This window comes from Nocardiopsis flavescens (assembly GCF_900141985.1).
GTDB lineage: Bacteria > Actinomycetota > Actinomycetes > Streptosporangiales > Streptosporangiaceae > Nocardiopsis > Nocardiopsis flavescens.
In genome coordinates, this window is the sequence record NZ_FQZK01000002.1 from 478,916 (window position 1) to 500,707 (window position 21,792).

Annotated in this window: 19 protein-coding genes; 15 read left to right on the forward strand and 4 right to left on the reverse strand. The window is 74.6% G+C overall.

Going from position 1 to position 21,792, the window contains the following annotated elements; translation table 11 throughout:
* The first annotated feature begins 18 nt into the window (after positions 1 to 18).
* The 8 genes from aroC to BUE45_RS06460 all read left to right on the forward strand — a co-directional run bounded on the left by aroC (position 19) and on the right by BUE45_RS06460 (position 6,840).
* On the forward strand, positions 19 to 1,200 hold the full coding sequence (gene aroC / locus BUE45_RS06425) for a chorismate synthase (RefSeq protein ID WP_073376288.1): 1,182 nt from the start codon (positions 19 to 21) through the stop codon (positions 1,198 to 1,200).
* Positions 1,201 to 1,261: 61 nt separating this feature from the next.
* On the forward strand, positions 1,262 to 1,783 hold the full coding sequence (locus BUE45_RS06430; protein WP_084736982.1) for a shikimate kinase: 522 nt from the start codon (positions 1,262 to 1,264) through the stop codon (positions 1,781 to 1,783).
* On the forward strand, positions 1,780 to 2,880 hold the full coding sequence (gene aroB / locus BUE45_RS06435) for a 3-dehydroquinate synthase (RefSeq protein WP_073376289.1): 1,101 nt from the start codon (positions 1,780 to 1,782) through the stop codon (positions 2,878 to 2,880). Before BUE45_RS06430 ends, aroB begins: the two co-directional genes overlap by 4 nt.
* A gap of 137 nt (positions 2,881 to 3,017) precedes the next feature.
* Complete coding sequence (efp, locus tag BUE45_RS06440; RefSeq protein WP_073376290.1) at positions 3,018 to 3,578, forward strand: elongation factor P; 561 nt, start codon at positions 3,018 to 3,020, stop codon at positions 3,576 to 3,578.
* The gene (nusB, locus tag BUE45_RS06445; protein WP_073376291.1) at positions 3,578 to 3,991 is read left to right on the forward strand and encodes a transcription antitermination factor NusB; all 414 of its coding nucleotides are present in this window, start codon (positions 3,578 to 3,580) and stop codon (positions 3,989 to 3,991) included. Before efp ends, nusB begins: the two co-directional genes overlap by 1 nt.
* Positions 3,992 to 4,081: 90 nt before the next feature.
* Positions 4,082 to 4,873 carry a methyltransferase domain-containing protein gene (locus BUE45_RS06450; RefSeq protein ID WP_073376499.1) on the forward strand — a complete coding sequence of 264 codons (792 nt, stop codon included), beginning with the start codon at positions 4,082 to 4,084 and terminating at the stop codon, positions 4,871 to 4,873.
* 31 nt (positions 4,874 to 4,904) lie between these two features.
* On the forward strand, positions 4,905 to 6,191 hold the full coding sequence (gene dinB / locus BUE45_RS06455) for a DNA polymerase IV (protein WP_178378463.1): 1,287 nt from the start codon (positions 4,905 to 4,907) through the stop codon (positions 6,189 to 6,191).
* Positions 6,192 to 6,435: 244 nt separating this feature from the next.
* A complete protein-coding gene (locus BUE45_RS06460) occupies positions 6,436 to 6,840 on the forward strand; it encodes a DUF3040 domain-containing protein (protein ID WP_073376297.1) in 405 nt (134 codons plus the stop codon).
* A 202-nt stretch (positions 6,841 to 7,042) separates the two neighbouring features.
* Here the strand turns inward: BUE45_RS06460 and BUE45_RS06465 are convergent, their stop codons facing one another.
* The 3 genes from BUE45_RS06465 to BUE45_RS06475 are packed head-to-tail and all read right to left on the reverse strand — an operon-like array spanning position 7,043 to position 11,558.
* Positions 7,043 to 9,340: a transglutaminase TgpA family protein gene (locus BUE45_RS06465; protein ID WP_073376299.1), complete on the reverse strand. Its 2,298-nt coding sequence runs from the start codon at positions 9,338 to 9,340 to the stop codon at positions 7,043 to 7,045.
* Positions 9,341 to 9,348: 8 nt separating this feature from the next.
* Positions 9,349 to 10,542 (reverse strand): DUF58 domain-containing protein, encoded by a 1,194-nt coding sequence (locus BUE45_RS06470; protein WP_073376301.1) that lies wholly within the window; start codon positions 10,540 to 10,542, stop codon positions 9,349 to 9,351.
* A 23-nt stretch (positions 10,543 to 10,565) separates the two neighbouring features.
* Complete coding sequence (locus BUE45_RS06475) at positions 10,566 to 11,558, reverse strand: AAA family ATPase (protein WP_073376303.1); 993 nt, start codon at positions 11,556 to 11,558, stop codon at positions 10,566 to 10,568.
* Positions 11,559 to 11,994: 436 nt separating this feature from the next.
* Between BUE45_RS06475 and mraZ the strand changes: the two genes are divergently transcribed.
* The 4 genes from mraZ to BUE45_RS06495 all read left to right on the forward strand — a co-directional run bounded on the left by mraZ (position 11,995) and on the right by BUE45_RS06495 (position 16,147).
* Positions 11,995 to 12,426 carry a division/cell wall cluster transcriptional repressor MraZ gene (mraZ, locus tag BUE45_RS06480; RefSeq protein ID WP_073376305.1) on the forward strand — a complete coding sequence of 144 codons (432 nt, stop codon included), beginning with the start codon at positions 11,995 to 11,997 and terminating at the stop codon, positions 12,424 to 12,426.
* Between the two features lie 275 nt (positions 12,427 to 12,701).
* A complete protein-coding gene (gene rsmH / locus BUE45_RS06485; RefSeq protein WP_073376308.1) occupies positions 12,702 to 13,724 on the forward strand; it encodes a 16S rRNA (cytosine(1402)-N(4))-methyltransferase RsmH in 1,023 nt (340 codons plus the stop codon).
* Between the two features lie 9 nt (positions 13,725 to 13,733).
* Positions 13,734 to 14,186 carry a cell division protein FtsL gene (locus BUE45_RS06490; protein WP_073376310.1) on the forward strand — a complete coding sequence of 151 codons (453 nt, stop codon included), beginning with the start codon at positions 13,734 to 13,736 and terminating at the stop codon, positions 14,184 to 14,186.
* Positions 14,183 to 16,147, forward strand: coding sequence for a peptidoglycan D,D-transpeptidase FtsI family protein (locus BUE45_RS06495; protein ID WP_073376312.1), 1,965 nt, complete (start codon positions 14,183 to 14,185; stop codon positions 16,145 to 16,147). Before BUE45_RS06490 ends, BUE45_RS06495 begins: the two co-directional genes overlap by 4 nt.
* A 64-nt stretch (positions 16,148 to 16,211) precedes the next feature.
* Here BUE45_RS06495 and mmuM read toward each other — a convergent pair whose 3' ends face one another.
* Complete coding sequence (mmuM, locus tag BUE45_RS06500) at positions 16,212 to 17,144, reverse strand: homocysteine S-methyltransferase (protein ID WP_245832845.1); 933 nt, start codon at positions 17,142 to 17,144, stop codon at positions 16,212 to 16,214.
* 116 nt (positions 17,145 to 17,260) lie between these two features.
* Between mmuM and BUE45_RS06505 the strand changes: the two genes are divergently transcribed.
* The 3 genes from BUE45_RS06505 to mraY all read left to right on the forward strand — a co-directional run bounded on the left by BUE45_RS06505 (position 17,261) and on the right by mraY (position 21,787).
* The gene (locus BUE45_RS06505) at positions 17,261 to 18,913 is read left to right on the forward strand and encodes a UDP-N-acetylmuramoyl-L-alanyl-D-glutamate--2,6-diaminopimelate ligase (RefSeq protein WP_073376314.1); all 1,653 of its coding nucleotides are present in this window, start codon (positions 17,261 to 17,263) and stop codon (positions 18,911 to 18,913) included.
* A gap of 355 nt (positions 18,914 to 19,268) precedes the next feature.
* Entirely contained in the window at positions 19,269 to 20,717 is a 1,449-nt protein-coding gene (locus BUE45_RS06510) for a UDP-N-acetylmuramoyl-tripeptide--D-alanyl-D-alanine ligase (RefSeq protein WP_073376316.1), read from the forward strand.
* Positions 20,714 to 21,787, forward strand: coding sequence for a phospho-N-acetylmuramoyl-pentapeptide-transferase (gene mraY, locus BUE45_RS06515; RefSeq protein ID WP_073376318.1), 1,074 nt, complete (start codon positions 20,714 to 20,716; stop codon positions 21,785 to 21,787). Before BUE45_RS06510 ends, mraY begins: the two co-directional genes overlap by 4 nt.
* Positions 21,788 to 21,792 lie beyond the last annotated feature (5 nt).

Sequence of the window (21,792 nt, forward strand, 5' to 3'; positions counted from 1 at the left end):
CGTGAAAAGATCGCTCCCATGTTGCGTTGGCTGACCGCTGGGGAATCCCACGGGCCTGCACTCGTCGCGATTCTGGAGGGCCTCCCGGCCGGCGTGTCCGTCACCTCTGACGACATCGCCGCCGCGCTGCTCCGCCGCCGCGCCGGGTACGGCCGTGGTGCCCGGATGAAGTTCGAACAGGACCAGGTCTCCGTCATCGGAGGCATCCGGCACGGCCGCACCCTCGGGGGGCCGGTCGCGATCGAGGTCGGGAACACCGAGTGGCCCAAATGGGAGCAGGTGATGTCCCCCGACCCGGTGCCCGCCGAGGTCCTGGACGGCATCGCCCGCAACGCGCCGCTCACCCGGCCCCGGCCCGGCCACGCCGACCTCGTCGGCATGCAGAAGTACGGCCACACCGAGGCCCGGCCCGTCCTGGAGCGCGCCAGCGCCCGGGAGACCGCGGCCCGCGTCGCCATCGGCGAGGTCGCCAGGGCGTTCTGCCGCCAGGCCCTGGGCGTGGAGGTCTTCAGCCACGTCGTCTCCATGGGCCCGGTCGCCGTCCCCGACGACGCGCCCGAACCGCTGCCGCGGGACCTCGCCGCGATCGACGCCGACCCGCTGCGCTGCTTCGACCCGCAGACCAGCGCCCGCATGGTCGCCGAGGTCGACGACACCAAGAAGTCCGGGGACACCCTCGGCGGCGTCGTCGAGGTGCTCGCCTACGGGCTGCCCCCGGGCCTGGGCACCCACGTCCACTGGGACCGGCGCCTGGACGCCCGCCTGGCCGCCGCCCTCATGGGCATCCAGGCCATCAAGGGCGTCGAGGTCGGCGACGGGTTCCGCACCGCGGCCCGCCGCGGCTCCCTGGCCCACGACGAGATCGAGCCCGGACCCGACGGGGTGCGCCGCCGCACCAACCGCGCCGGGGGGGTCGAGGGCGGCATGAGCACCGGCGGCCCGCTGCGGGTTCGCGCCGCCATGAAGCCCATCGCCACCGTGCCGCGGGCCCTGGACACCATCGACACCGGCACCGGCGAGCCCGCGCAGGCCCACCACCAGCGCAGCGACGTCACCGCGGTCCCGGCCGCCGGGGTCGTCGCCGAGGCGATGGTCGCCCTCGTCATCGCCGAGGCCGCCGTCGAGAAGTTCGGCGGCGACTCCGTCGGGGAGACCGCCCGCAACCTCCGGGGCTACCTGGACTCCCTGGAGATCCGCTGACCCGTCCGGCCCGCCCCGACCGGGGGCGGTCCGGCGGGACCGAGACGAAGGTGGGAAGAACGTGGCACGAGCGATCGCGGTCCTGATCGGGTCGCCCGGGTCGGGCAAGTCCACGGTCGGCGAGGCCCTGGCCCGGCGCCTGGGCGCCGACCTGCTGTGCACCGACACCGAGATCGAGAAGCGGGCCGGCAAACCCGTCGGCGACATCTTCCTGGAGGACGGCGAGGAGCACTTCCGCGCCCTGGAGCGCGAGATCGTCGCCGAGGCGCTGCGCACCTGGGAGGGCGTGATCGCCGTCGGCGGCGGCGCCGTCCTGGACGAGGACACCCGCCGCGACCTCGCCGACCACCACGTGGTCTACCTCCAGGTGGAGTTCGCCGAGGCCGCCAAGCGCGTGGGCATGGACGCCGCCCGCCCCCTGCTGGCCGGCAACCCCCGCTCCCGCCTGCGCAGACTCCTGGACGAGCGGCTGCCCGTCTACGAGTCCCTGGCCACGGTGACGGTCCCCACCACCGGGTACCACCCCGAGGAGATCGTCGACGCCGTCCTGCCCTCCCTGGACGCCGGGAGGACCGCCACGTGAGCGCCACCCGCATCCGCGTCGGCGACGCCGCCGGGCGCTACGACGTCGTCGTCGGCAGCGGCGTGCTCGCCGAACTCCCCTCCCTGGTCGGGGACGCCTCCCGCGTCGCCGTCATCCACCCCCGGGGCCTGGACGCCGTCGCCCGCCCGGTCGCCCGCGCCCTGGAGTCCGCCGGCTACACCGTCCACCCCATGGCCGTCCCCGACGGCGAGGCCGCCAAGAACTCCGCCGTCGCCGTCGACCTCTGGTCCCGGCTGGGCGCACACGGGTTCACCCGCAGCGACACCGTCGTGGGCGTGGGCGGCGGCGCCGCCACCGACCTGGCCGGGTTCGTCGCCGCCACCTGGCTGCGCGGCGTGCGCGCCGTCCTGGTCCCCACCACCCTGCTCGGCATGGTGGACGCCGCCGTCGGCGGCAAGACCGGCATCAACACCCCCGAGGGCAAGAACCTCGTCGGCGCCTTCCACCCCCCGGCCGGGGTCCTGTGCGACCTGGCCACCCTGCCCACCCTGCCCCGGGCCGACTACATCGGCGGGCTCGCCGAGATCATCAAGGCCGGGCTCATCGCCGACCCCGCCATCTGCGACCTCGTCGAGGACGACCCCGAGGGGGCCGCCCTGCCCGAGGGCCGCCACACCCGCGAGCTCATCGAGCGCGCCATCCGGGTCAAGGCCGACGTCGTCTCGGGCGACCTGCGGGAGAGCGGCCGCCGCGAGATCCTCAACTACGGCCACACCCTGGGACACGCCGTCGAACGCGCCGAGAACTACACGTTCCGGCACGGGTACGCCGTCTCCATCGGCATGGTCTTCGCCGCCGAGCTCGCCCGCCTCGACGGCCGCATCGACGCCGGCCTGGTCGCCCGCCACCGCTCCCTGCTCACCTCCGTCGGACTGCCCGTCGCCTACGGGGCCGCGGCCTGGCCGCAGCTGCGCGAGGCCATGAGCGTGGACAAGAAGGCCCGCGGGTCCACGCTGAGGTTCGTGGTCCTGGACGGCCTCGCCGAGCCGTCCATCCTGGCCGGACCCGCCCCCGGGCTCCTGGACGCCGCCTACGCCGCGGTCGCCGGCGACGCCCCGGTTCCGGGAAGCCACTAGACTGGCAGCCAGGCGGCCTGCGGCATCGGCGCGCCCGGGACGGCTCCCGGGGCGCCCGCGGCCGGCCCCACCGAAGCATCCGACCGGGCCGCGGGCCCGGTCCCCGACGTGCCAGACCCCTGGGAGAGACGACCGAAGTGGCGACGACGAACGACATCAAGAACGGCACGACCCTGCGGATCGACGGCGTCCTGTGGAACGTCCTCGAATTCCAGCACGTCAAGCCGGGCAAGGGCGGCGCGTTCGTCCGTACCAAGCTGAAGAACGTCCTCACCGGCAAGATCGTGGACCGGACCTTCAACGCCGGCGCCAAGGTCGAGTTCGCCAACGTCGACCGCCGCGACATGGAGTACCTGTACCACGACGGCGACGGCTACGTCTTCATGGACTCCCAGACCTACGACCAGATCCAGGTCCCCGAGGCCGTCGTCGGCGACGACAGCAACTTCCTGCTGGAGAACACCAAGGTCACGGTCGCCACCAACGAGGGCAACCCGCTCTACATCGAGCTGCCCGCCGCCGTCGAGCTGGAGATCACCCAGACCGACCCCGGCGTCCAGGGCGACCGCTCCACCGGCGGCACCAAGCCCGCCACCGTCCAGACCGGCGCCACCATCCAGGTGCCCCTGTTCATCTCCCAGGGAGAGCGCGTCAAGGTCGACACCCGCACGGGCGACTACCTCGGGCGAGTCAACTGATGAGCGGAGCACGGCGCAAGGCCCGGCGGCGCGCGGTCGAGGTCCTCTACGAGGCCGAGGTGCGCAACATCTCGGTGGAAGAGGTCATCGGGCGCCGCCGGGCCCAGCCCGAACCGCCGATCAACGAGTTCACCGAGCAGCTGGCCCGCTCCATCGACGAGCACCGCCGCCGCATCGACGACCTCCTCGACACCTACGCCATCGGCTGGACCCTGGAGCGGATGCCGGTCGTGGACCGCAACATCCTGCGGATGGGCGCCTACGAGCTGCTGTGGGCCGAGGACATCCCCGACGCGGTGGCGATCGCCGAGGCCGTGGGGGTGGCCAAGGAGCTGTCCACCGACGAGTCTCCCAACTTCGTCAACGGACTGCTGTCCAGGCTCATGGAGAACAAGGCGAAGCTCGCCCTGTAGGCGGGCCCGGGTTGCGACGGGTGCCGCGACCGGAACGGCGACGGCCGCCGGGACCGGCACCGGGTGGGGACGGACACTGTGGGGGACCAGGTGGGTGACAGGACGACCGGCGCGGCCGCGGGCGGATCGGGAGAGGGCGGGGCCACCGGCCCGGGCCGGGCGGCCAACGCCGCGCGGACCGCGGTCGTGTGGGAGGCCCTGGCCGGGCTGCTGGACCGCCTCGGCGGCGGCGCGCCCCTGGACATCGTCGACGCGGGGGGCGGCACCGGCGGGGCCGCCGTCCCGCTCGCCGAGCTCGGCCACCGCGTCACCGTCGTCGAGCCCAGCCCCGACTCGCTGGCCGCCCTGGAGCGCCGCGCCGCCGAGCGCGGAGTCCGGGTGCGCGGCGTGCAGGGCGAGGCCGGCGACCTGACCTCGCTCTTCCCCGAGGGCGGCACCGACCTGGTCCTGGTCCACAACGTCCTGGAGTACGTCGAGGACCCCCTCGCCGCCCTGCGCGAGGTCGCCGGCATCACCCGGCCCGGCGGCGCGGTCAGCCTCCTGGTCACCAACGCCGTCGCCGGGACCCTGCACCGCGCCCTGGCCGGCCACCTCACCGAGGCGCGCACCCTCCTGGAGGACGACCGCGGCCGCTGGGGCCCCGGCGACCCCGTGCCCCGGCGGTTCACCCGCCCCGGCGTCCTGGAGCTGATCGGCGCCGCCGGCCTCACCGGCGAGCGGGTCCGCGGCGTCCGCGTCTTCGCGGACCTGGTCCCCGGCCACGCCTGGGAGGGCGACGCCCACGCCGGGCGCCACCTGGTGGAGCTGGAGAAGGCCGCCGCCGAACACCCCGAGCTGCTGGGCATCGCCACCCAGCTGCACGTCACCGCCCACCGGCCCTGAGACGGTCCCCCGCGGCGCGTAGCCTGGCCGTATGAGCCGACGTCAACTGGAGCGCGGGACCGCCCTGCGCGGCATGGTCTCCCCGCGGGGCATCGTCCCGCTGGGCGCGGACTTCCCGCCGGACGGGTCGGGACCCGACTCCGACTGCTCCATCCTCCACCTGGACATGGACGCGTTCTTCGCCAGCGTGGAGCGGCTGCGCGACCCCGGCCTGGCGGACACCCCCGTCATCGTCGGCGGCACCGGTCCGCGCGGCGTCGTCTCCTCGGCCGACTACCTGGCCCGCGCCCGCGGCGTCCACTCCGCGATGCCCATGGCACGCGCCCTGCGGCTGTGCCCCGACGCCGCCGTGCGCTCTCCCCGGGGCGGCGCCTACCGCGAGGTCTCCCGGGCGGTCATGGAGATCCTGCGGTCGGTCACCCCGCTGGTGCAGCCCCTGTCCCTGGACGAGGCGTTCCTGGACGTGTCCGGGGCGCGCCGCCGCCTGGGCGGGCCGGTGCGGATCGCCGCGATGATCCGCGACCGGGTCCGCCGCGAGCAGGGGCTGACCTGCTCGGTGGGGGTGGCCGCCACCCGGTTCACGGCCAAGCTCGGCTCCACCCACTGCAAACCCGACGGCCTGCTCCTGGTGCCCACCGCCGGGGTCCGCGCCTTCCTGGACCCGCTCCCCGTGGGGGCCCTGCCCGGCGTGGGGGACCGGACCGAGCAGGCGCTGGCCCGGATGGGGGTGCGCACCGTGGGGGCCCTGGCCCGGTACGACCGCGACCTGCTGCGCATGGAGCTGGGCGACAAGCACGGCACCCGGCTGGCCGACCTCGCCCACGGCATCGACGACAGCCCCGTGGAGTCCGAGAGCGAGGACAAGAGCATCGGCGCCGAGGAGACCTTCGACGTCGACGTGGCCGAGCCCGCGACGGTGCGGCGGGAGCTGCTGCGGCTGTCCGAGAAGGTGGCGAGGCGCCTGCGCGCCTCGGGGCGGATGGGGCGCACGGTGAGCGTCAAGCTCCGCCGGGGCGATTTCTCGACCATCACCCGGGCCCGCACCCTGCCCGACGCCACCGACGTCGGCCGGGAGATCAACGCCGTCGCCCGGGACCTTTACGCCGAATCCGGTCTGGCGGGAACCCCGCTGCGCCTGGTCGGCGTTCGTATGGAAGGGATCGTTCCCGCCGCGGGGGTTCACCGGCAGCTGGCCCTGGACGAGCAGGACACGGGGTGGCGCGACGTCGAACGCGTCATGGACCGGGTGGCGGAACGATTCGGTCCAGGCGCGATACAGTCGGCGGTATTGGCCAAGCGTGACGAAAACGACGTATGATGCCGCAACTTCCGGGCCCCTCCCCGCGTTGTACGGGGTAGGCCCGGAGTCAGGGTAGACAGAGAGGCATGGAAGCCGGTGTTTCCGATACAGCGCGGGGGTATCGTGGCCTTGGTCGGTCAGGTCCGCACGCAGCTTTTCCTTCCACGGTGCGCTAGCGCACCGTATTCTGGGCATACCACTGACCAAGAGACCATTGATCAGTACCCGTCACCCCACCCGGGGACTGTTGTAGGGAGGCGCCGTGCCGCTCTCTGAACACGAGCAGCGCATGCTCGACCAGATCGAGCAGGCGCTGTATGCCGAGGACCCGAAGTTCGCCAACACCGTTCGGCAGACGAACCCCGTGGTCCATCACAAGCGCCGGATCATCAAAGCCGGGCTGGGGTTCGTCCTCGGCCTCGTGCTGATGCTGACGGGTCTGCTGCTCGGCAGCAGCACCAACATGGCCGTGGGCGTCACCGTCAGCGTGGGCGGCTTCCTCGTGATGCTGACCTGCCTGCTGTGGGGGCTCAACGCCTGGCGCCGGGCCGGGATCGGCGGCACCGAGGCCGTTCCGGACGAGCCCAAGCGCCGCAAGGGCGACCGCCCGGGCATGATGAACCGCTTCGAGGAGCGCTGGCGCCGCCGCCAGCAGGGCGACGAGTGACCCCGCGCTCCCGACCGGCCTGACCACGACCGAGGGCCCCGCACACCGGTGCGGGGCCCTCGTCGCGTCCCGGCCCGGGGCCGCTGCCGTCGGCCGCCCCGGCCGGGCCCGGGGCCGCGGGGTTTCGGACCGGTGCGCCGGGTGGCGTCGCCCGCCGGAGGCCGTGGAGAGGGCCCGCCCGGCAACCCGGGACGGGCCCCGCTCAGGCGCTCTGCGGGGTGGGGTCCGCGACGGGGCGGCGCGGGCGGTCCCACAGCGAGCGGGGGAGCAGCACCGCGCGCAGGCGCACCCCCCGCGGCCGGACCGCCGGCAGGCCCCCCACGATGGTGCGCAGGTCCGCGCCCGCCTCCTCGCCCCAGGAGGCCGCCGGGGCGTACCGGTCGCGCTCCTCGGCCAGGGCCAGGCGGTGCAGGGCCGCGCGCACCTGCTCGGGCAGCGGCACCCGCTGCGCGTCCCGCAGGGCGGCCAGCCGTGCCGCCGTCCCGCGGGGGCTCTCCGCCAGGTCCCACCCCAGGCCCAGGTCCACACAGGTGTCGCGCAGCTCCCGCCAGGCCGCACCCGGGCGCCCCAGCCGGGAGTGCCGCACGGCCAGGCGCAGCCCGGCCGGCAGGAACGGCACCAGCAGGGCGCCGGCCACGGCCGCCGCCGCGGGCAGCCACGACAGGTCCGGGGCCCGCCCGCCGCCCGCCGGGGCGGCCCCGACCTCCTCCGGGGACTCCTCCTCGGCGGGCGGCGCGGACGGGGAGGGCGACTCCTCGGGTTCGGGCGACGCGGACGGCTCCTCGTCCGGGTCCTCGGGCGAGGGCTCGGGGCCGGCCGGTTCGGGGGCGGTGGCCCCCGAGGTGTACTCGGGCTCGGTCGCCGAGCCCTGGCCGCCCGCACCCGAGGGCGTCGGCTCGAACCGCACCCACCCCGCGCCCTCGAAGTACAGCTCCGGCCAGGCGTGCGCGTCGCCGGTGCCCACCGACCAGCGGCCGTCCCCCACCCGCTCGCCCGCGGTGTAGCCGACCGCGACACGGGCGGGGATGCCGGCCTGGCGGGCCATCACGGCCATCGCCCCGGCGAACTGCTGGCAGTAGCCGGTCCGGTCCACGGTCAGGAAGTGCACCAGCGGATCGGCTCCGGCGGGCACCTCCGGCGGGCGCAGGCTGTAGGAGAAGTCCCCCGAGGTGAAGAACTCCTGGAGCGCCACCGCCCTCAGGTAGGGCGCGTCGATGTGGCCGGTCAGCTCCTCGGTCAGCTCCCGGACCTCGCCGCCCAGCTCCGCGGGCACGGTGCGGAAGTCGCCCGGCAGCGACCGCGGGGCCCGGGGCGCGGCGGCCAGCTCCCGCGCGGTCACCTCCCGCTCGGCGGTCTCCACGGTGAAGCTCAGCCCCGTGGGCGGGCCCTCGGTCGTGAACACCATGAGGCTGTCCGGGTGCACGTACCAGTCGCCGGAGACGTCGACCGACCGCGCCCAGTACGGCAGCGGAAGGAAGTCCATGCCCGCGACGTCGGAGTCCAGGGACACCCGGGTCGTCACGGTGTCCTGCGGCGGCGCCGTGGAGGGCCACCCGGTGGGCAGCGGCAGCTCGCTCTGGATCCGGGTGTCGCCGGAGGCGTCCACCGGGCTCATCGTCCAGTTGACGCCGTCGAACTCGTCGAGCACGTACCGGCGCAGGTACCCGGGCTCCTCGGCGTCGGTGCGGTAGGTCAGCACCGTGCGGTCGGAGTCCGACAGCAGGTCGCGGCGCATCGACACCAGCGGGTGCGTGGTGGTGATGATGTCGTTCCCGCGGCCCACGTAGGTGCCCTCCGCCAGGGCGTGGAAGGCGTCGGTGCGCAGGCCCGGCACCGCCGCGGGCAGGGCCAGCGCCAGCGCGACGGCCGCGGCGGCGGCCAGGGCCGCGGTGAACCCGTGCTGGAGGGCGCCCAGCGGCGGGGTGGGCACCGCCACCCCCCACTCGCGCCCGCGCACCCACATGTCCACGGCCAGCAGCTGGAGGAACCCGAACACGCACGCGACGAGCGCCCCGGCGCCGATCCCGGACTCCTCGACCACCAGCGGCACCACGGCCAGGGCCAGCAGCAGCCCGCCGACCATGCCCGGGCAGCGGGCGGTGACCGCCAGGAAGTCGGCGGCGACGAGGAACACCGCGAACGCCACGGCGATGATCAGCATCACCCCGGCGGTCGCCGTCACCGGCGGCGTGTTGGTGTCGATGGTCCCCAGCCCCTGGGAGAACACCGTGGCGACCTGCTCCACGGCCGCCCCGGTGGGCACCACGCCCAGGGGCGCCAGGTGCCCCGCGAACAGCGGCACCACGAGCAGCGCGACCACGGCCAGCTGGAGCACGGGCACGACCGGGCCGGCCCAGCCGGCCAGGGTCCGGTACAGGACGGACACCGCGGTGGCCGCCCCCATCATCAGGACCGCGGGCAGCCACCAGTCCTCGCCGCGGACCAGGGGGGACAGGAGGGGGAGGGCGCACAGCAGGCAGACCAGCGTGGCCAGGGGCATCAGGGCTTTCAACGCGGGACCTTCCCGAGGGGTGCGGCGTCGCGCCACAGCGGGGGCAGTTCGGAGAGGGTGGACAGGTGCACGACCCGCCACCCGGCGGAGGCCAGCATCTCGCCCGCCCCGGTGCGCGCCCGCTCGGAGGGCCAGGCGGCCCGCGCGCACAGCACGGCGACCCGGTGCCCGCCGCCGCTCGCGGCCAGGGCCGCCGCCTCCTCGGCGGTGAGCGCTCCCAGCACCGCCACGGTCAGGGACGACCCGGCGGCGGAGACGGCGGGCGGGGCGGTGGAGCCGGAGGCCTCCAGGACGGCCAGCCCGTCCAGCACGGCGGCGGGCGCCGGCGCGGGCATCCGGCCCCGGTCGGTGTGCAGGCGCACCTCGTGCCCGCGGTCGAGCAGGTGCAGGGCGACGGAGGCCGCCGCGCCCACCGCCGTCTCCAGGGAGTCGCCGGGGCCGTCCCCGGCGTGCGCGGCCCGGCGCGCGTCGAGCAGGACGGTGCCGTACTCGCGCCGGTGCTGCTCGTCGCGGCGCACCATCAGCTCGCCGCGCCTGGCGGTGGACCGCCAGTGGACCCGGCGCAGCTCGTCGCCGTGCCGGTACTCGCGGGGGACCGGGTCCTGCTCGCCTGCCCCGCTCAGGGACCGGCGCGGGGAGTCGTCGCCCTGGGAGCCGTCGGAGGTGCCGACCGCGTCCAGGGGCACCGTGGCGGGGGTGACGAGCAGGTGCTCGGGGGAGCCGGGCCGCTGCTCGACCCGCACCAGCCCCAGCGGGTCGGTGACCGCGACCCACAGCGGCCCCAGCGGGTAGTCGCCGCGCACGGCGGGGCGGACCAGGTACGCGAGGTCGCGGACGGCCCGGGGGCCCAGGAAGCCGATGGAGTAGCGGGGCTCGTGGCCCAGCGGGGTGGGCAGGGTGTCGCTGACGGACACCGCCGTCACCGGCCAGGTGTGCGAGGAGTTGCCGATCCTGACCATGATGCGGGCGTCGTGCCCGGCCCGCACCCGGGAGGGGGTGACGCCGCGGCTGTGCACCACCCGTCCGGCGGCGCCCAGCAGGCTCAGCGCCGCCAGCGGCGGCAGCGCCGTGGCGAGCACGCCCAGGACCACCAGTTCGCGCTGGCCGACGACGAACCCGGCCACGAGTGCGGCCGCGCCCAGGATCAGCATGCACACGCCTCGTGCGGTGAGGGTTCGTCGCGGGCGCATGGGCCCTCTCTCGTGGCGGGGGTTCAACGGGGGGCGGGAACGGGCAACCGGGCGACCAGCTTGGCGACGATCTGCTCGGCGGTCATGCGCTCCATCTGCGCCTGGGGGCCGGGCAGCAGGCGGTGGGCCAGGACGGGCACGGCCAGGTTCTGGACGTCGTCGGGGACGACGTAGTGGCGGCCCTCCAGGGCGGCGTGCGCGCGGGAGGCCCGCACCAGGTGCAGGGTGGCCCGCGGCGAGGCGCCCAGGTCCAGTTCGGGGCTGGTCCGGGTGGAGTTGACCAGGTCGACGATGTAGCGGCGCATGCCGGGTGCCACGTGCACCCCGCGGACCAGGTCGGCCAGGTGGCGCACCGTTCCCGCGTCGGTGACGGGTGCCAGCCCCTCCAGGGGGGAGTGGGAGCCGTGGGAGTCGATCATGTCCAGCTCGGCCTGGGGTGAGGGGTAGCCGACGGAGACGCGCGCCATGAACCGGTCGCGCTGGGCCTCGGGCAGGGCGTAGGTGCCCTCCATGTCCGCCGGGTTCTGGGTGGCCACGACCATGAAGGGCCGCTCCAGGGGGCGGGTGCGGCCGTCCACGCTGACCTGCCGCTCCTCCATGCACTCCAGCAGGGCGGCCTGGGTCTTGGGCGAGGCGCGGTTGATCTCGTCGCCCAGGACGATGTTGGCGAAGATCGGCCCCGGGTCGAACTCGAACTCGCGCCGCTCCTGGTGGTAGACGCTGACCCCGGTGATGTCGCCGGGCAGCAGGTCCGGGGTGAACTGGACGCGCCGCACGGAGCAGTCCACCGCCCGCCCCAGCGCCTTGGCCAGCATGGTCTTGCCGACGCCGGGGACGTCCTCGATGAGCAGGTGGCCCTCCGACAGCAGGACGGTCAGCGCGACGCGCAGCACCTCCGGCTTGCCCTCGATGACCGTCTCTATGGCTCCGCGGATGCGGTCGGCCACGGCGACGACCTCTCCCACGTCCGCCTGGACGCCGCCCCCGCGGCCGCCGTGGTGTGTGCCGAGTGACACGAGACCCCTCCCGCTCCGTGTGTCGGTGTTCGGAACCGAGGCTAGGCCCAATCAGAGCGATTGCAAACCAAAGTGCCGGAATCGGTCGTCGAATGCGCGTCCGCGCGGCGGAAGTGCGCTAATGGGTGGGAATTCAACATCTGATCATTCGTGGAACGCCGGGGAAGACGAACGGGGCGGTTGTGAATAAGAGGTGCAAAGCGCCCGGCGCGGCTTTCCCGCCCGGACCCCCGGTCCCCTGGTGCGGGCCCGGTCCCGCGGCACGCCCGGGGGGCCGTCACGCCCCCCACCCGCACACCACCGTGTTGACCTGGGAATTCATCGCACAATCCGCCGTTGTGGCCGCATCGGAGCTGTTGACGGTGGGGAAGAGTGGAGTAAGGTGGAGCAGCGTGGAGAGAGCGAATTCTCCACTTCGGGGGAGGAGGTCGGGAGTGTGTTCCTCGGCACTCACACGCCCCGTCTGGACCAGAAGGGGCGGCTGTTCCTTCCCGCGAAGTACCGCGACGAGCTGTCGGGGGGTGTGGTGATCACGAAGGGCCAGGAACGCTGTCTCTACGTCTTCCCGGTCAAGGAGTTCGTGCGCCTCACCGACTCCCTGGCCCGTGCCCCGGTCACCGACCGCGCGGTCCGCGACTACGGCCGCATCCTCTTCGCCGGCGCCTCCGACCAGAACTGCGACGCCCAGGGGCGGGTCACCGTCCCGGCCCCGCTGCGCGCCTACGCCGGGCTCACCCGCGACTGCGCCGTCATCGGGGCCAACACCCGGCTGGAGATCTGGGAGGCCCGCGCCTGGTCCGAGTACGAGGCGGAACGCGAACGCGAGTTCGCGGACCTGTCCGAGGAGGTGCTGCCCGGAGTGCTGTGAGTCCGGACACCCTCCGGTACCCGCGGCACCAGCGAGTCCACACCCTCGAAGCCGGGGGCCGGCGACGGCCTCCGGGCGCGGCGAGCACGAGCTGGCGCGACTTCCCCGGTGCCAGACCGTCAACGCGGGTCCGCTGAAAGGTGGACAATAGCGGCCGTGTCCGGAGGCCCGCCGGAACCCGGTGAGGCCACGCCGCACCGCGGAGCGCACCGCAGGGACGGGCGCGACCGCGGCCAGACGAGGGGGAGCGCGACAGCGTGGAGGAACGGCACCGCATGGGTGACACCCGGGGGGACGGGAACGAGGGCACCGCCGACGGCCGCGTCGCGGCCGCCCGCACGGGGGCCGACCCCCTGCACGTCCCGGTCATGCTCGACCGCATCGTGGAAGTACTCGCGCCGGCCCTGGACAGGCCCGGCGCCGTCGTCGTCGACGGCACCCTGGGCCTGGGCGGCCACTCCGAGGCCCTCCTGCGCGCCCGCCCTCGGGCACGCCTGGTCGGCGTTGACCGCGACACCACCGCCCTGGAGCGCAGCGCCGCCCGCCTGGCCCCCCACGCCGACCGCGTCCACCTCGTCCACGCGCTCTACTCCGAGATCCCCCGCGCCCTCGACGAGGCCGGGGCCGACCGCGCCGACGCCGTCCTGCTCGACCTCGGCGTGTCCTCCCCCCAGCTCGACGAGACCGACCGCGGCTTCGCCTACGCCCACGACGCCCCGCTCGACATGCGCATGGACCGCACCCAGGCGCTCACCGCCGCCGAGATCGTCAACACCTACCCGGTGTCCGAACTCACCCGCGTCCTGCGCACCTACGGCGAGGAGCGGTTCGCCTCCCGCGTCGCCCGCGCCATCGAGCGCCGCCGCGCCCAGGGCCCCCTGGACTCCACCCGCGAACTCGCCGAACTCGTCCGCGACGCCATCCCCGCGGCCACCCGCCGCACCGGAGGGCACCCCGCCAAGCGCACCTTCCAGGGACTGCGCATCGAGGTCAACGCCGAACTCTCCATCCTCGAACGCGCCCTGCCCGCCGCCCTCTCCCGCCTGGCCGTCGGAGGGCGCATCGCCGTGCTGTCCTACCACTCCCTGGAGGACCGCCTCACCAAGAAGGCGTTCGCCGCCCTGGCCACCGACACCACGCCACCGGACCTGCCCGTGCCCCTCCCGGACCGGCAGCCCGAACTCCGGCTCCTCACCCGGGGGGCCGAACTCCCCACGGACGAAGAGAACGAACGCAACCCCCGCGCCCAGTCGGCCCGCCTGCGCGCGGCCGAGCGGGTGCGGCCCGCGCGGCAGTAGGGAGAACACATGAGCACGACCAGGACGGACACCCGCCGCGCCGACAAGCGCAAGGCGGCCTCGCCCCGGCGCACCGCCGCGCGCCCGCCCACCGGCCCCGCACGCGCGTCCGCGCGGAGCCGGGCGGCCGCCGCGGCACGCTCGCGCGCGCCCCGGATCCCCTTCGTGCTGCTCGTCCTGTGCCTGCTCGGCGGCGCCCTGGTCGGCCTCCTCGTCCTGCGCGGCGTCATCGCCCAGGAGGCGTTCGCCATCTCCAACCTCCAGACCGAGAACCGTGAGCTCTCCTACGACGAGCAGCGCCTGCGCGGCTCGGTCGCCCACCTGGAGACCTCCGGGCGCATCTCCGACGAGGCCGAGGCGCTGGGCATGGAACAGGGCGACGCGCCCCTGTTCATCGACCCCGGCAGCGGCCGGGTCACCGGAGGGGCCCAGGACGCCGCGGACGGCGGGAGCGAGGATTGAGCACGCCCCGACGCCCCCGCGACCCCCGCAGACCCGGCGGCACCGGCAAGTCCGGCTCCCGTCCCGCCCGCACCCCGGCCCAGGGCGCCGCCCCGCGCGGCGGCGCCCGCTCCGGCGGTGAGCGCCGCTCGCCGCGCGAGGCCCGCACCGCGCCCACCGAGCGCAGGCGCCGCGCCCCCGCGCCGCCCCCGCCGCCACCGCCCCTGCTGCGCCGCACCTTCCAGCGCGGCGCCCCGGGCAAGCGCATCCGGTTCGGCGGCGCGCTCATCCTGGCCGTCCTCGTCCTGTTCGCCGGCCGCCTGGTCCAGATCCAGGGCGTGGAGGCCGAACAGTACGCCGAGGCCGCCTCCGAGCTGCGCCTGCAGACCATCGACATCCCCACCCTGCGCGGCGCCATCACCGACTCCGACGGCGACCCCTTCGCGCTGTCCATGGAGGTGCGCACGGTCTTCGTCGACCCCGAGGAGGTGCGCGAGGACCAGCGCGACGAACTCGTCGACGAACTCGTCACCCGCTTCGACCTCGACGAGGAGGAGGTCGCCGCCCAGGTCGACGCCCGCCCCAGCCGCTACCAGGTCGTCGCCCGCGGGGTGGCGCCCGGCGACTGGCAGGAGCTGCGCGACCTGGAACTGCGCGGCGTGGGCGCCGACGTCGGCTACGAGCGCGTCTACCCCGAGGAGACCGGCGCAGCCGACCTGGTCGGCTTCGTCGGCAACGAGGGACACGGCCTGGAGGGGCTGGAGGCCTACATGAACACCACGCTGGCCGGCGAGGCCGGCAAGCGCCAGGTCGAGGTCGGCGTCGACGGCACCCAGATCCCCATGGCGGGCGGCCTGGTCAAGGACCCCGTCCCCGGGCAGGACGTGCGCCTGACCCTGGACCGGGACGTGCAGTGGTACGTCGCCCAGACCCTCGCCTCCCGCGTGGAGGAACTGGAGGCCGACGGCGGCAGCGCCATCGTCATGGTCCCCGACACCGGCGAGATCATCGCCATGGCCGACTACCCCACCTACTCGCCCTCCGACATCTCCTCCAGCGGGCCCGAGCAGTGGTCCAACGGCGCGGTCGCCGAGACCTTCGAACCCGGCAGCACCAACAAGGTCATCACCGTCGGCGCCGCCCTGGAAGAGGGGCTCACCACCCCCGAGACCGTCTACACCGTCCCCTACGCCCTGGACTACTACGACCAGACCTTCCGCAACTCCAGCAACACCGGCACCCAACGGCTCACCGTCAACGGCATCATGGCCCAGTCCAGCAACGTCGGCACCATCAAGGTCGCCGACCAGGTCGGCGCCGGGGTCCTGCACCGGTACATGACCGAGTTCGGGCTCGGCCAGCCCACCGGCCTGGCCCTACCCGGCGAGGAGACCGGCGTCCTCAGCGACCCCGAGGACTGGTGGGGCACCCAGCTGCCGTCGGTGTCCATCGGCCACAGCGTCACCGTCAACGCCGCCCAGATGGCGTCGGTCTACGCCACCGTCGCCAACGGCGGCGTCCGGGTGGAGCCGCGCGTCGTCGCCGGCACCGTCGACACCGAGGGCGAGTTCAGCCCCGCCGAGGACGCCCCGCGCACCCGGGTGGTCAGCGAGGAGACCGCGGCCAGCCTCGCGCTCATGCTGGAGGCCGTCACCAGCGACGAGGGCACCGCGCCCCAGGCCCGCATCGACGGCTACCGGGTGGCGGGCAAGACCGGCACCGCCAACCGGGTCAACCCCGAGACGGGCTCCTACGACGGCGGCGGCTACACCTCGACCTTCGCCGGGTTCGCCCCCGCCGACGCGCCCGAGGTCGTCGTCCAGGTCGTCCTGCACAACCCGCAGGGCACCTACTACGGCGGCGAGGCCGCCGGCCCGGCCTTCAACGACATCATGTCGTTCGCGCTCAAGACCCTCAAGGTCCCGCCGACCGACACCGACCCGCCCGCCATCCGCCTCTTCGAGGAGGAGGACGGCGGCTGACGCTCCCCGGGGCCCGGAGGGGACCCTCCCTTGCGGCCTCCCGCGGGCCGCAGCGGAGCGGGGGTCACGGGGGCGCGTCGCCGTGCAGGTGCCGGCGCACCGACCGGACGTGCTCCGGCCCGGTACGGCAGCACCCGCCCACCAGCACCGCCCCCGCCCGGTGCCAGGCCACCGCCGCCGCACCGAACCCCTCCGGATCCGGCACCCCCGTCCAGTGCCGTGCCCGGGCGTCCCACACCTCGCCCGAGTTCGGGTAGGCCACCGCGGGGAACCCGGCGGCCGCCACCGTCCGCACCAGCTCCGGGACGAACCGCGGCGCCGTGCAGTTCACCCCCACCGCCACCAGCGACCCCGCCGCCTCCGACGCCGCCAGCTCCGCGACCACCTCCCGCAGCGGGGTGCCGTCGCCCAGCCGCTCCCCGTCCCGGCACGACAGGCTCAGCCACGCCCGCACCCCCGGGGTCCCGGCGACCAGCCGCGCCAGCGCCCGCGCCTCCGCCGCCGACGGCACCGTCTCGCAGGCCACCAGGTCCGCCCCGGCGCCGGCCAGCACCAGCCACCGCTCCCGGTGCCAGGCGTACAGCCCGTCCTCGTCCAGGTCGTAGGCGCCCGTGTACTCCGACCCGTCCGCCAGCACCGCGCCGTAGGGACCCACCCCGGCCGCGACCAGCCCCGCGCCGAACGCGTCCCGCTCCGCCCGGGCCAGCTCCACCGACCGGCGCACCAGCCCCAGCGCCTCCGGCCGCGACCACCCCCGCGCCACCAGCGCCGCCACCCCCGCCTGGTAGCCCGCGGCCGTCACCACCTCCGCGCCCGCCTCGAGGTAGTCGCGGTGCACCCGGCGGATCGCGTCCGGGTCCCGGTCCAGCAGCCGCGCCGACCACAGCCCGCCCGACAGGTCGTGGCCGTACGCCTCCAACCGGGTCGCCAGCCCGCCGTCCAGCACCACCGGCCGCCCCCCGGACACCGCCTCCGCCACCCGGTCCACCGGCACCACCCCCGCCCACCACGGTATTCGGGCGCCGGTGATCCCGTCCCGGATCTGCCTCCCACCAGCGTGGAAATTACCGGCCGGTCGACTCCAACGGTTACCCTCCACACGTGCCACCGGTAATGCGACCTGAACACACGCCCCTGCGTCCCCTGTCCGACCTCGTGCCGCTGCTCGGCCCGGACGCCCGACTGCTGCGCCCGGACCTGGCCCCGGACCACCCGGTCCCGGCCCGCGAGGTCCAGGTGCGCGGCATCACCCACGACTCCCGCAAGGCGGGCCCGGGAGACCTGTACGCGGCCCTGCCCGGGACCCGCGTCCACGGCGCCGAGTTCGCCGAGCAGGTCGCCCTCGCCGGCGCCGCCGCGGTCCTCACCGACCCCGAGGGCGCCGACCGCGCGGCGGCCACTGGCCTGCCCACCCTCGTCGTCCCCGACGTGCGCGCCGTCCTGGGCACCGTCGCCTCGTGGGTCTTCAAGGACCCCTCCGGCGACCTGCTGCTCATCGGCACCACCGGGACCAGCGGCAAGACCACCGTCTCCTACCTCGTGGAGGCCGGGCTGCGCCGCGCCGGGATGGGCACCGGCCTCATCGGCACCGTCGAGATGCGGGTGGGCGACGAGCGCGTCTCCTCCTCCCTCACCACGCCCGAGGCCACCGACCTGCACGGCCTGTTCGCCCTCATGCGCGAGCGCGGCGTCACCGCCGCCGCCATGGAAGTCTCCAGCCACGCCCTGGCCCTGGGCCGGGTCGGCGGCACCCGCTACGACGTCGCGGTCTTCACCAACCTGTCCCAGGACCACCTGGACTTCCACAGCGACCTGCGCGACTACTTCGAGACCAAGGCGCGCCTGTTCACCCCGGAGTACTGCGACATCGCCGTCGTCAACGCCGACGACCGGTTCGGCCGCGCCCTGGTCGACATGGTCCAGGCGCTGGGCAAGGTGCCCGTCACCACCTTCGGCGTGCAGGGCTTCTCCGACGCCGACCCCGAGACCGCTCTGGTCCCCGACTGGAGCGCCGTCGACGTGCGCCTGGGCGCCGCGGGCAGTACCTTCCGCATCGTCGGCCCCGGCGGGATGGAGGCCCGGGCCTCCGTGGGCCTGCCCGGACCCTTCAACGTGTCCAACGCCATGGCCGCCATCATCGGCCTCGTCGAGGCCGGGCTGCCCCTGGAGACCGCGATCGAGGGCGTCGCCGACGCGCCCGGCGTCCCCGGGCGCATGGAGAAGGTCCTCACCAGCTCCGCACCCGCCCAGGACTTCACCGCCCTGGTCGACTACTCCCACAAACCCGGCGCCGTCGAGGCCGTCCTGTCCTCGGTGCGCTCCATCGCCGAGGGCGGCGTCACCGTCGTCCTGGGCTGCGGCGGCGACCGCGACCGCGCCAAGCGCCCCCTCATGGGGGAAGCCGCCGCCCGACTCGCCGACCAGGTCGTCATCACCAACGACAACCCGCGCTCGGAGGACCCCGTCGCCATCGCCGCCGCGATGCTGGAGGGCGTCACCCGCGTCCCCGAGAACGCGCGCGCCCGGGTCACCGTCGAACTCGACCGGGCCGACGCCATCCGCCTGGCCGTCGCCCGCGCCCGGGCCGGCGACGTGATCGTCGTCGCGGGCAAGGGCCACGAGACCGGCCAGTACGTCAAGGGAGAGGTCCTGCCCTTCGACGACCGCGAGGTGCTGCGCACCGCCATCGAGGAGCACCTGTCCGCGGACGTCCGCGAACGCCTGGGCGTGGCCCTGCTGGACGTCCACCGGCCCGCCGGAGGCTGATCGGGCACCGGCGGCACACCCGTCGCCCACCGCCCCGAACCGCCCGCCCCGTGCGTTCCGCGCACGGGGCGCGGCCGACGGTCACGAAGTGGCGGATATTGCCGCCCCCGGGCCCTGCCGGGACCCCGGACGCCCCAACATGTTCTAAGGTGGGTGCGGCAATCGCAGCCCGAGAACCCGCCGCCCACCGGTGGCGCCCTGGATGTGGCCGCCCCCGTCACCACCGCGGTGGAACACGGCGCGGCACCTTGTGCGCGCCCGCCCGCGGCGCCATCCCCCGACCCGAGTCCTTTGACCGGGTGGCCTCCCGTCATCCCGTGGTCGCCGCGGGTCGGGCCTGACCTGAGGAGTGGATTTGATCGCGCTCACGCTCGATCGGATCGCCGAGATCACCGGAACCGCCCTCGGCGGATCCGCGCGCCCCGACGCCCCGGTCGGCGGCCCCGTCGTCGTCGACTCGCGTCTGGTGGGGCCAGGCTCCCTGTTCGCCGCCCTGGGCGGCGAGCGGGTCGACGGCCACGACTACGCGCGTGCCGCGGTCGAGGCGGGGGCGGTCGCCGTCCTGGCCTCCCGCCCCGTCGACGCCCCCCACCTGCTGGCCCGGGGCGGTGACGACGGCGTCGTCGAGGCCCTGGCCCGACTCGCCCGGTACACCGCCGACACCCTCGCCGACCCCGCCCGCGGCGCCGACGCCGCCGAGATCATCGGGGTCACCGGCTCCTCCGGCAAGACCACCACCAAGGACCTCATCGCCCAGGTCATCGCCGGCCGCGGCGCCACCGTCGCCCCGGCGGGCTCGTTCAACAACGAGATCGGCCACCCCCTCACCGTCCTGCGCGCCGACACCGGCACCCGCCACCTGGTGCTGGAGGTCGCCGCCCGCGGCATCGGCCACATCGCCCACCTGTGCCGCGTCGCCCCGCCCCGCATCGGCGTGGTCCTCAACGTCGGCAGCGCCCACATGGGCGAGTTCGGCGACCGCGACGCCATCGCCAAGGCCAAGGGCGAACTCGTCGAGTCCCTGCCCCCGGGCGCGGACGCCCCCGGCCGCGGCGGCGTCGCCGTCCTCAACGCCGACGACCCCGCCGTCAGGGCCATGGCCGACCGCACCGACGCGCGCACCGTGTTCTACGGGACCGGCGAGGACGCCGACGTGCGCGCCACCGGCGTCGTCCTGCGCGAGGACGGCACCGCCGCCTTCACCCTGCACCTGGACGGCGGCACGGCCCCGGTGGAACTCGCCCTCGTCGGCGCCCACCAGGTCCACAACGCGCTCGCCGCCGCCGCCGTCGCCCGCGAACTCGGCATGGACGCCGCCGGGACCGCCGCCGCCCTGGGCGCGGCCACCCCGGTCAGCCGCTGGCGGATGGAGGTCACCGAGCACGACGGTGCCACCCTCGTCAACGACGCCTACAACGCCAACCCCGAGTCCATGCGGGCCGCACTGACCACCCTGGGCGCACTCGCCCGGGGCCGCCGCCCCATCGCCGTCCTGGGCCACATGGCCGAACTGGGCGCGCAGGAGCGCATCGAACACGAGAAGATCGGCGAACTCGCCGCCCGCACCGGAGCAGCCCACCTGATCGTGGTCGGAGACCAGGCCGAGGGCATCGCCGCCGGAGCCGAGCGCACCGGCCGCGAAGGCCACTGGTCGGGTGAGACCGTCCGGGTCGCGGACGCCGCGGCGGCCGCCGCGGCCCTGCGCGCACGGATGCGCGCGGGAGACGTCGTCATTGTGAAGGGATCACGGGTGGCAGCACTCGAACGGGTTATCGACCTCATCGCCGAAGGTGATGTCCGGTGATCGGCATCTCCATCGCGGCGGCGCTGTCGCTGATCGTCTCCATGGCGCTGATGCCGCCGCTGATCAACCTGCTGTACCGGTTCAAGTTCGGCCAGGAGGTCCGCGACGACGGCCCCGAGGGCCACAAGACCAAGCAGGGCACGCCCACCATGGGCGGCATCGTCATCATCCTCGGCGCGGTGATCGGCTACTTCGGCTCCCACCTGGTGCTGGCCCTGGTCCAGCCCTCCGCCACCGGGCCCACCGCCTCCGGCCTGCTGGTCATGTTCCTGTTCGTGGGCATGGGCTGCGTCGGCTTCCTGGACGACTTCATCAAGATCTACAAGCGCCGCAGCCTGGGCCTGCGCAGCGGCGCCAAGATGGTCGGCCAGGCCGTGGTCGGCGTCGGGTTCGCCTACGGCGTCACCATGTTCCCCAACGGGTACGGCTACACCCCCGCCGCGCCCAGCCTGTCCTTCCTCCGGGACTTCGGCCCCCCGCTGATGCTCGTCGTGTTCATCATCTGGGCGCTGTTCCTCATCGTCGGGTTCTCCAACGCCGTCAACCTCACCGACGGCCTCGACGGCCTCGCCACCGGAGCCACCATCCTGTCGCTGGTCGCCTACGTGATCATCGGCAACTGGCAGCTGCGCCAGTCCTGCGTGTCCTACCTGTCGACCAACTGCTACACGGTCCGCGACCCCCTGGACCTGGCCGTCGTCGCCTCCGCCGTCCTCGGCTCCTGCATCGCCTTCCTGTGGTTCAACGCCCCGCCCGCCAAGGTCTTCATGGGCGACACCGGCTCCCTGGCGCTGGGCGGCCTCATCGTGGGCCTGGCCATCACCACCCGCACCCAGCTCCTGCTGCTCCTCATCGGCGGCCTGTTCGTCATCATCACCATGTCCGTGATGATCCAGATCACGTCGTTCCGCCTGACCGGCAAACGCGTGTTCCGCATGGCCCCGCTCCAGCACCACTTCGAGCTCAAGGGCTGGGCCGAACCCACCATCGTCATCCGCTTCTGGATCATCCAGGGACTGTTCGTGGCGGTCGCCATCGGCCTGTTCTACCTCGAATGGATGCCGAGGTAACCCCG

Excerpts from the sequence above, each read along its gene's own strand:
- aroC (WP_073376288.1), top strand. The coding sequence starts at position 19 with ATGTTGCGTTGGCTGACCGCTGGGGAATCCCACGGGCCTGCACTCGTC.
- BUE45_RS06470 (WP_073376301.1), bottom strand. The coding sequence starts at position 10,542 with ATGCGCCCGCGACGAACCCTCACCGCACGAGGCGTGTGCATGCTGATC.
- BUE45_RS06490 (WP_073376310.1), top strand. The coding sequence starts at position 13,734 with ATGAGCACGACCAGGACGGACACCCGCCGCGCCGACAAGCGCAAGGCG.
- rsmH (WP_073376308.1), top strand. The coding sequence starts at position 12,702 with ATGGGTGACACCCGGGGGGACGGGAACGAGGGCACCGCCGACGGCCGC.
- nusB (WP_073376291.1), top strand. The coding sequence starts at position 3,578 with ATGAGCGGAGCACGGCGCAAGGCCCGGCGGCGCGCGGTCGAGGTCCTC.
- BUE45_RS06465 (WP_073376299.1), bottom strand. The coding sequence starts at position 9,340 with ATGCCCCTGGCCACGCTGGTCTGCCTGCTGTGCGCCCTCCCCCTCCTG.
- dinB (WP_178378463.1), top strand. The coding sequence starts at position 4,905 with ATGAGCCGACGTCAACTGGAGCGCGGGACCGCCCTGCGCGGCATGGTC.
- BUE45_RS06505 (WP_073376314.1), top strand. The coding sequence starts at position 17,261 with ATGCGACCTGAACACACGCCCCTGCGTCCCCTGTCCGACCTCGTGCCG.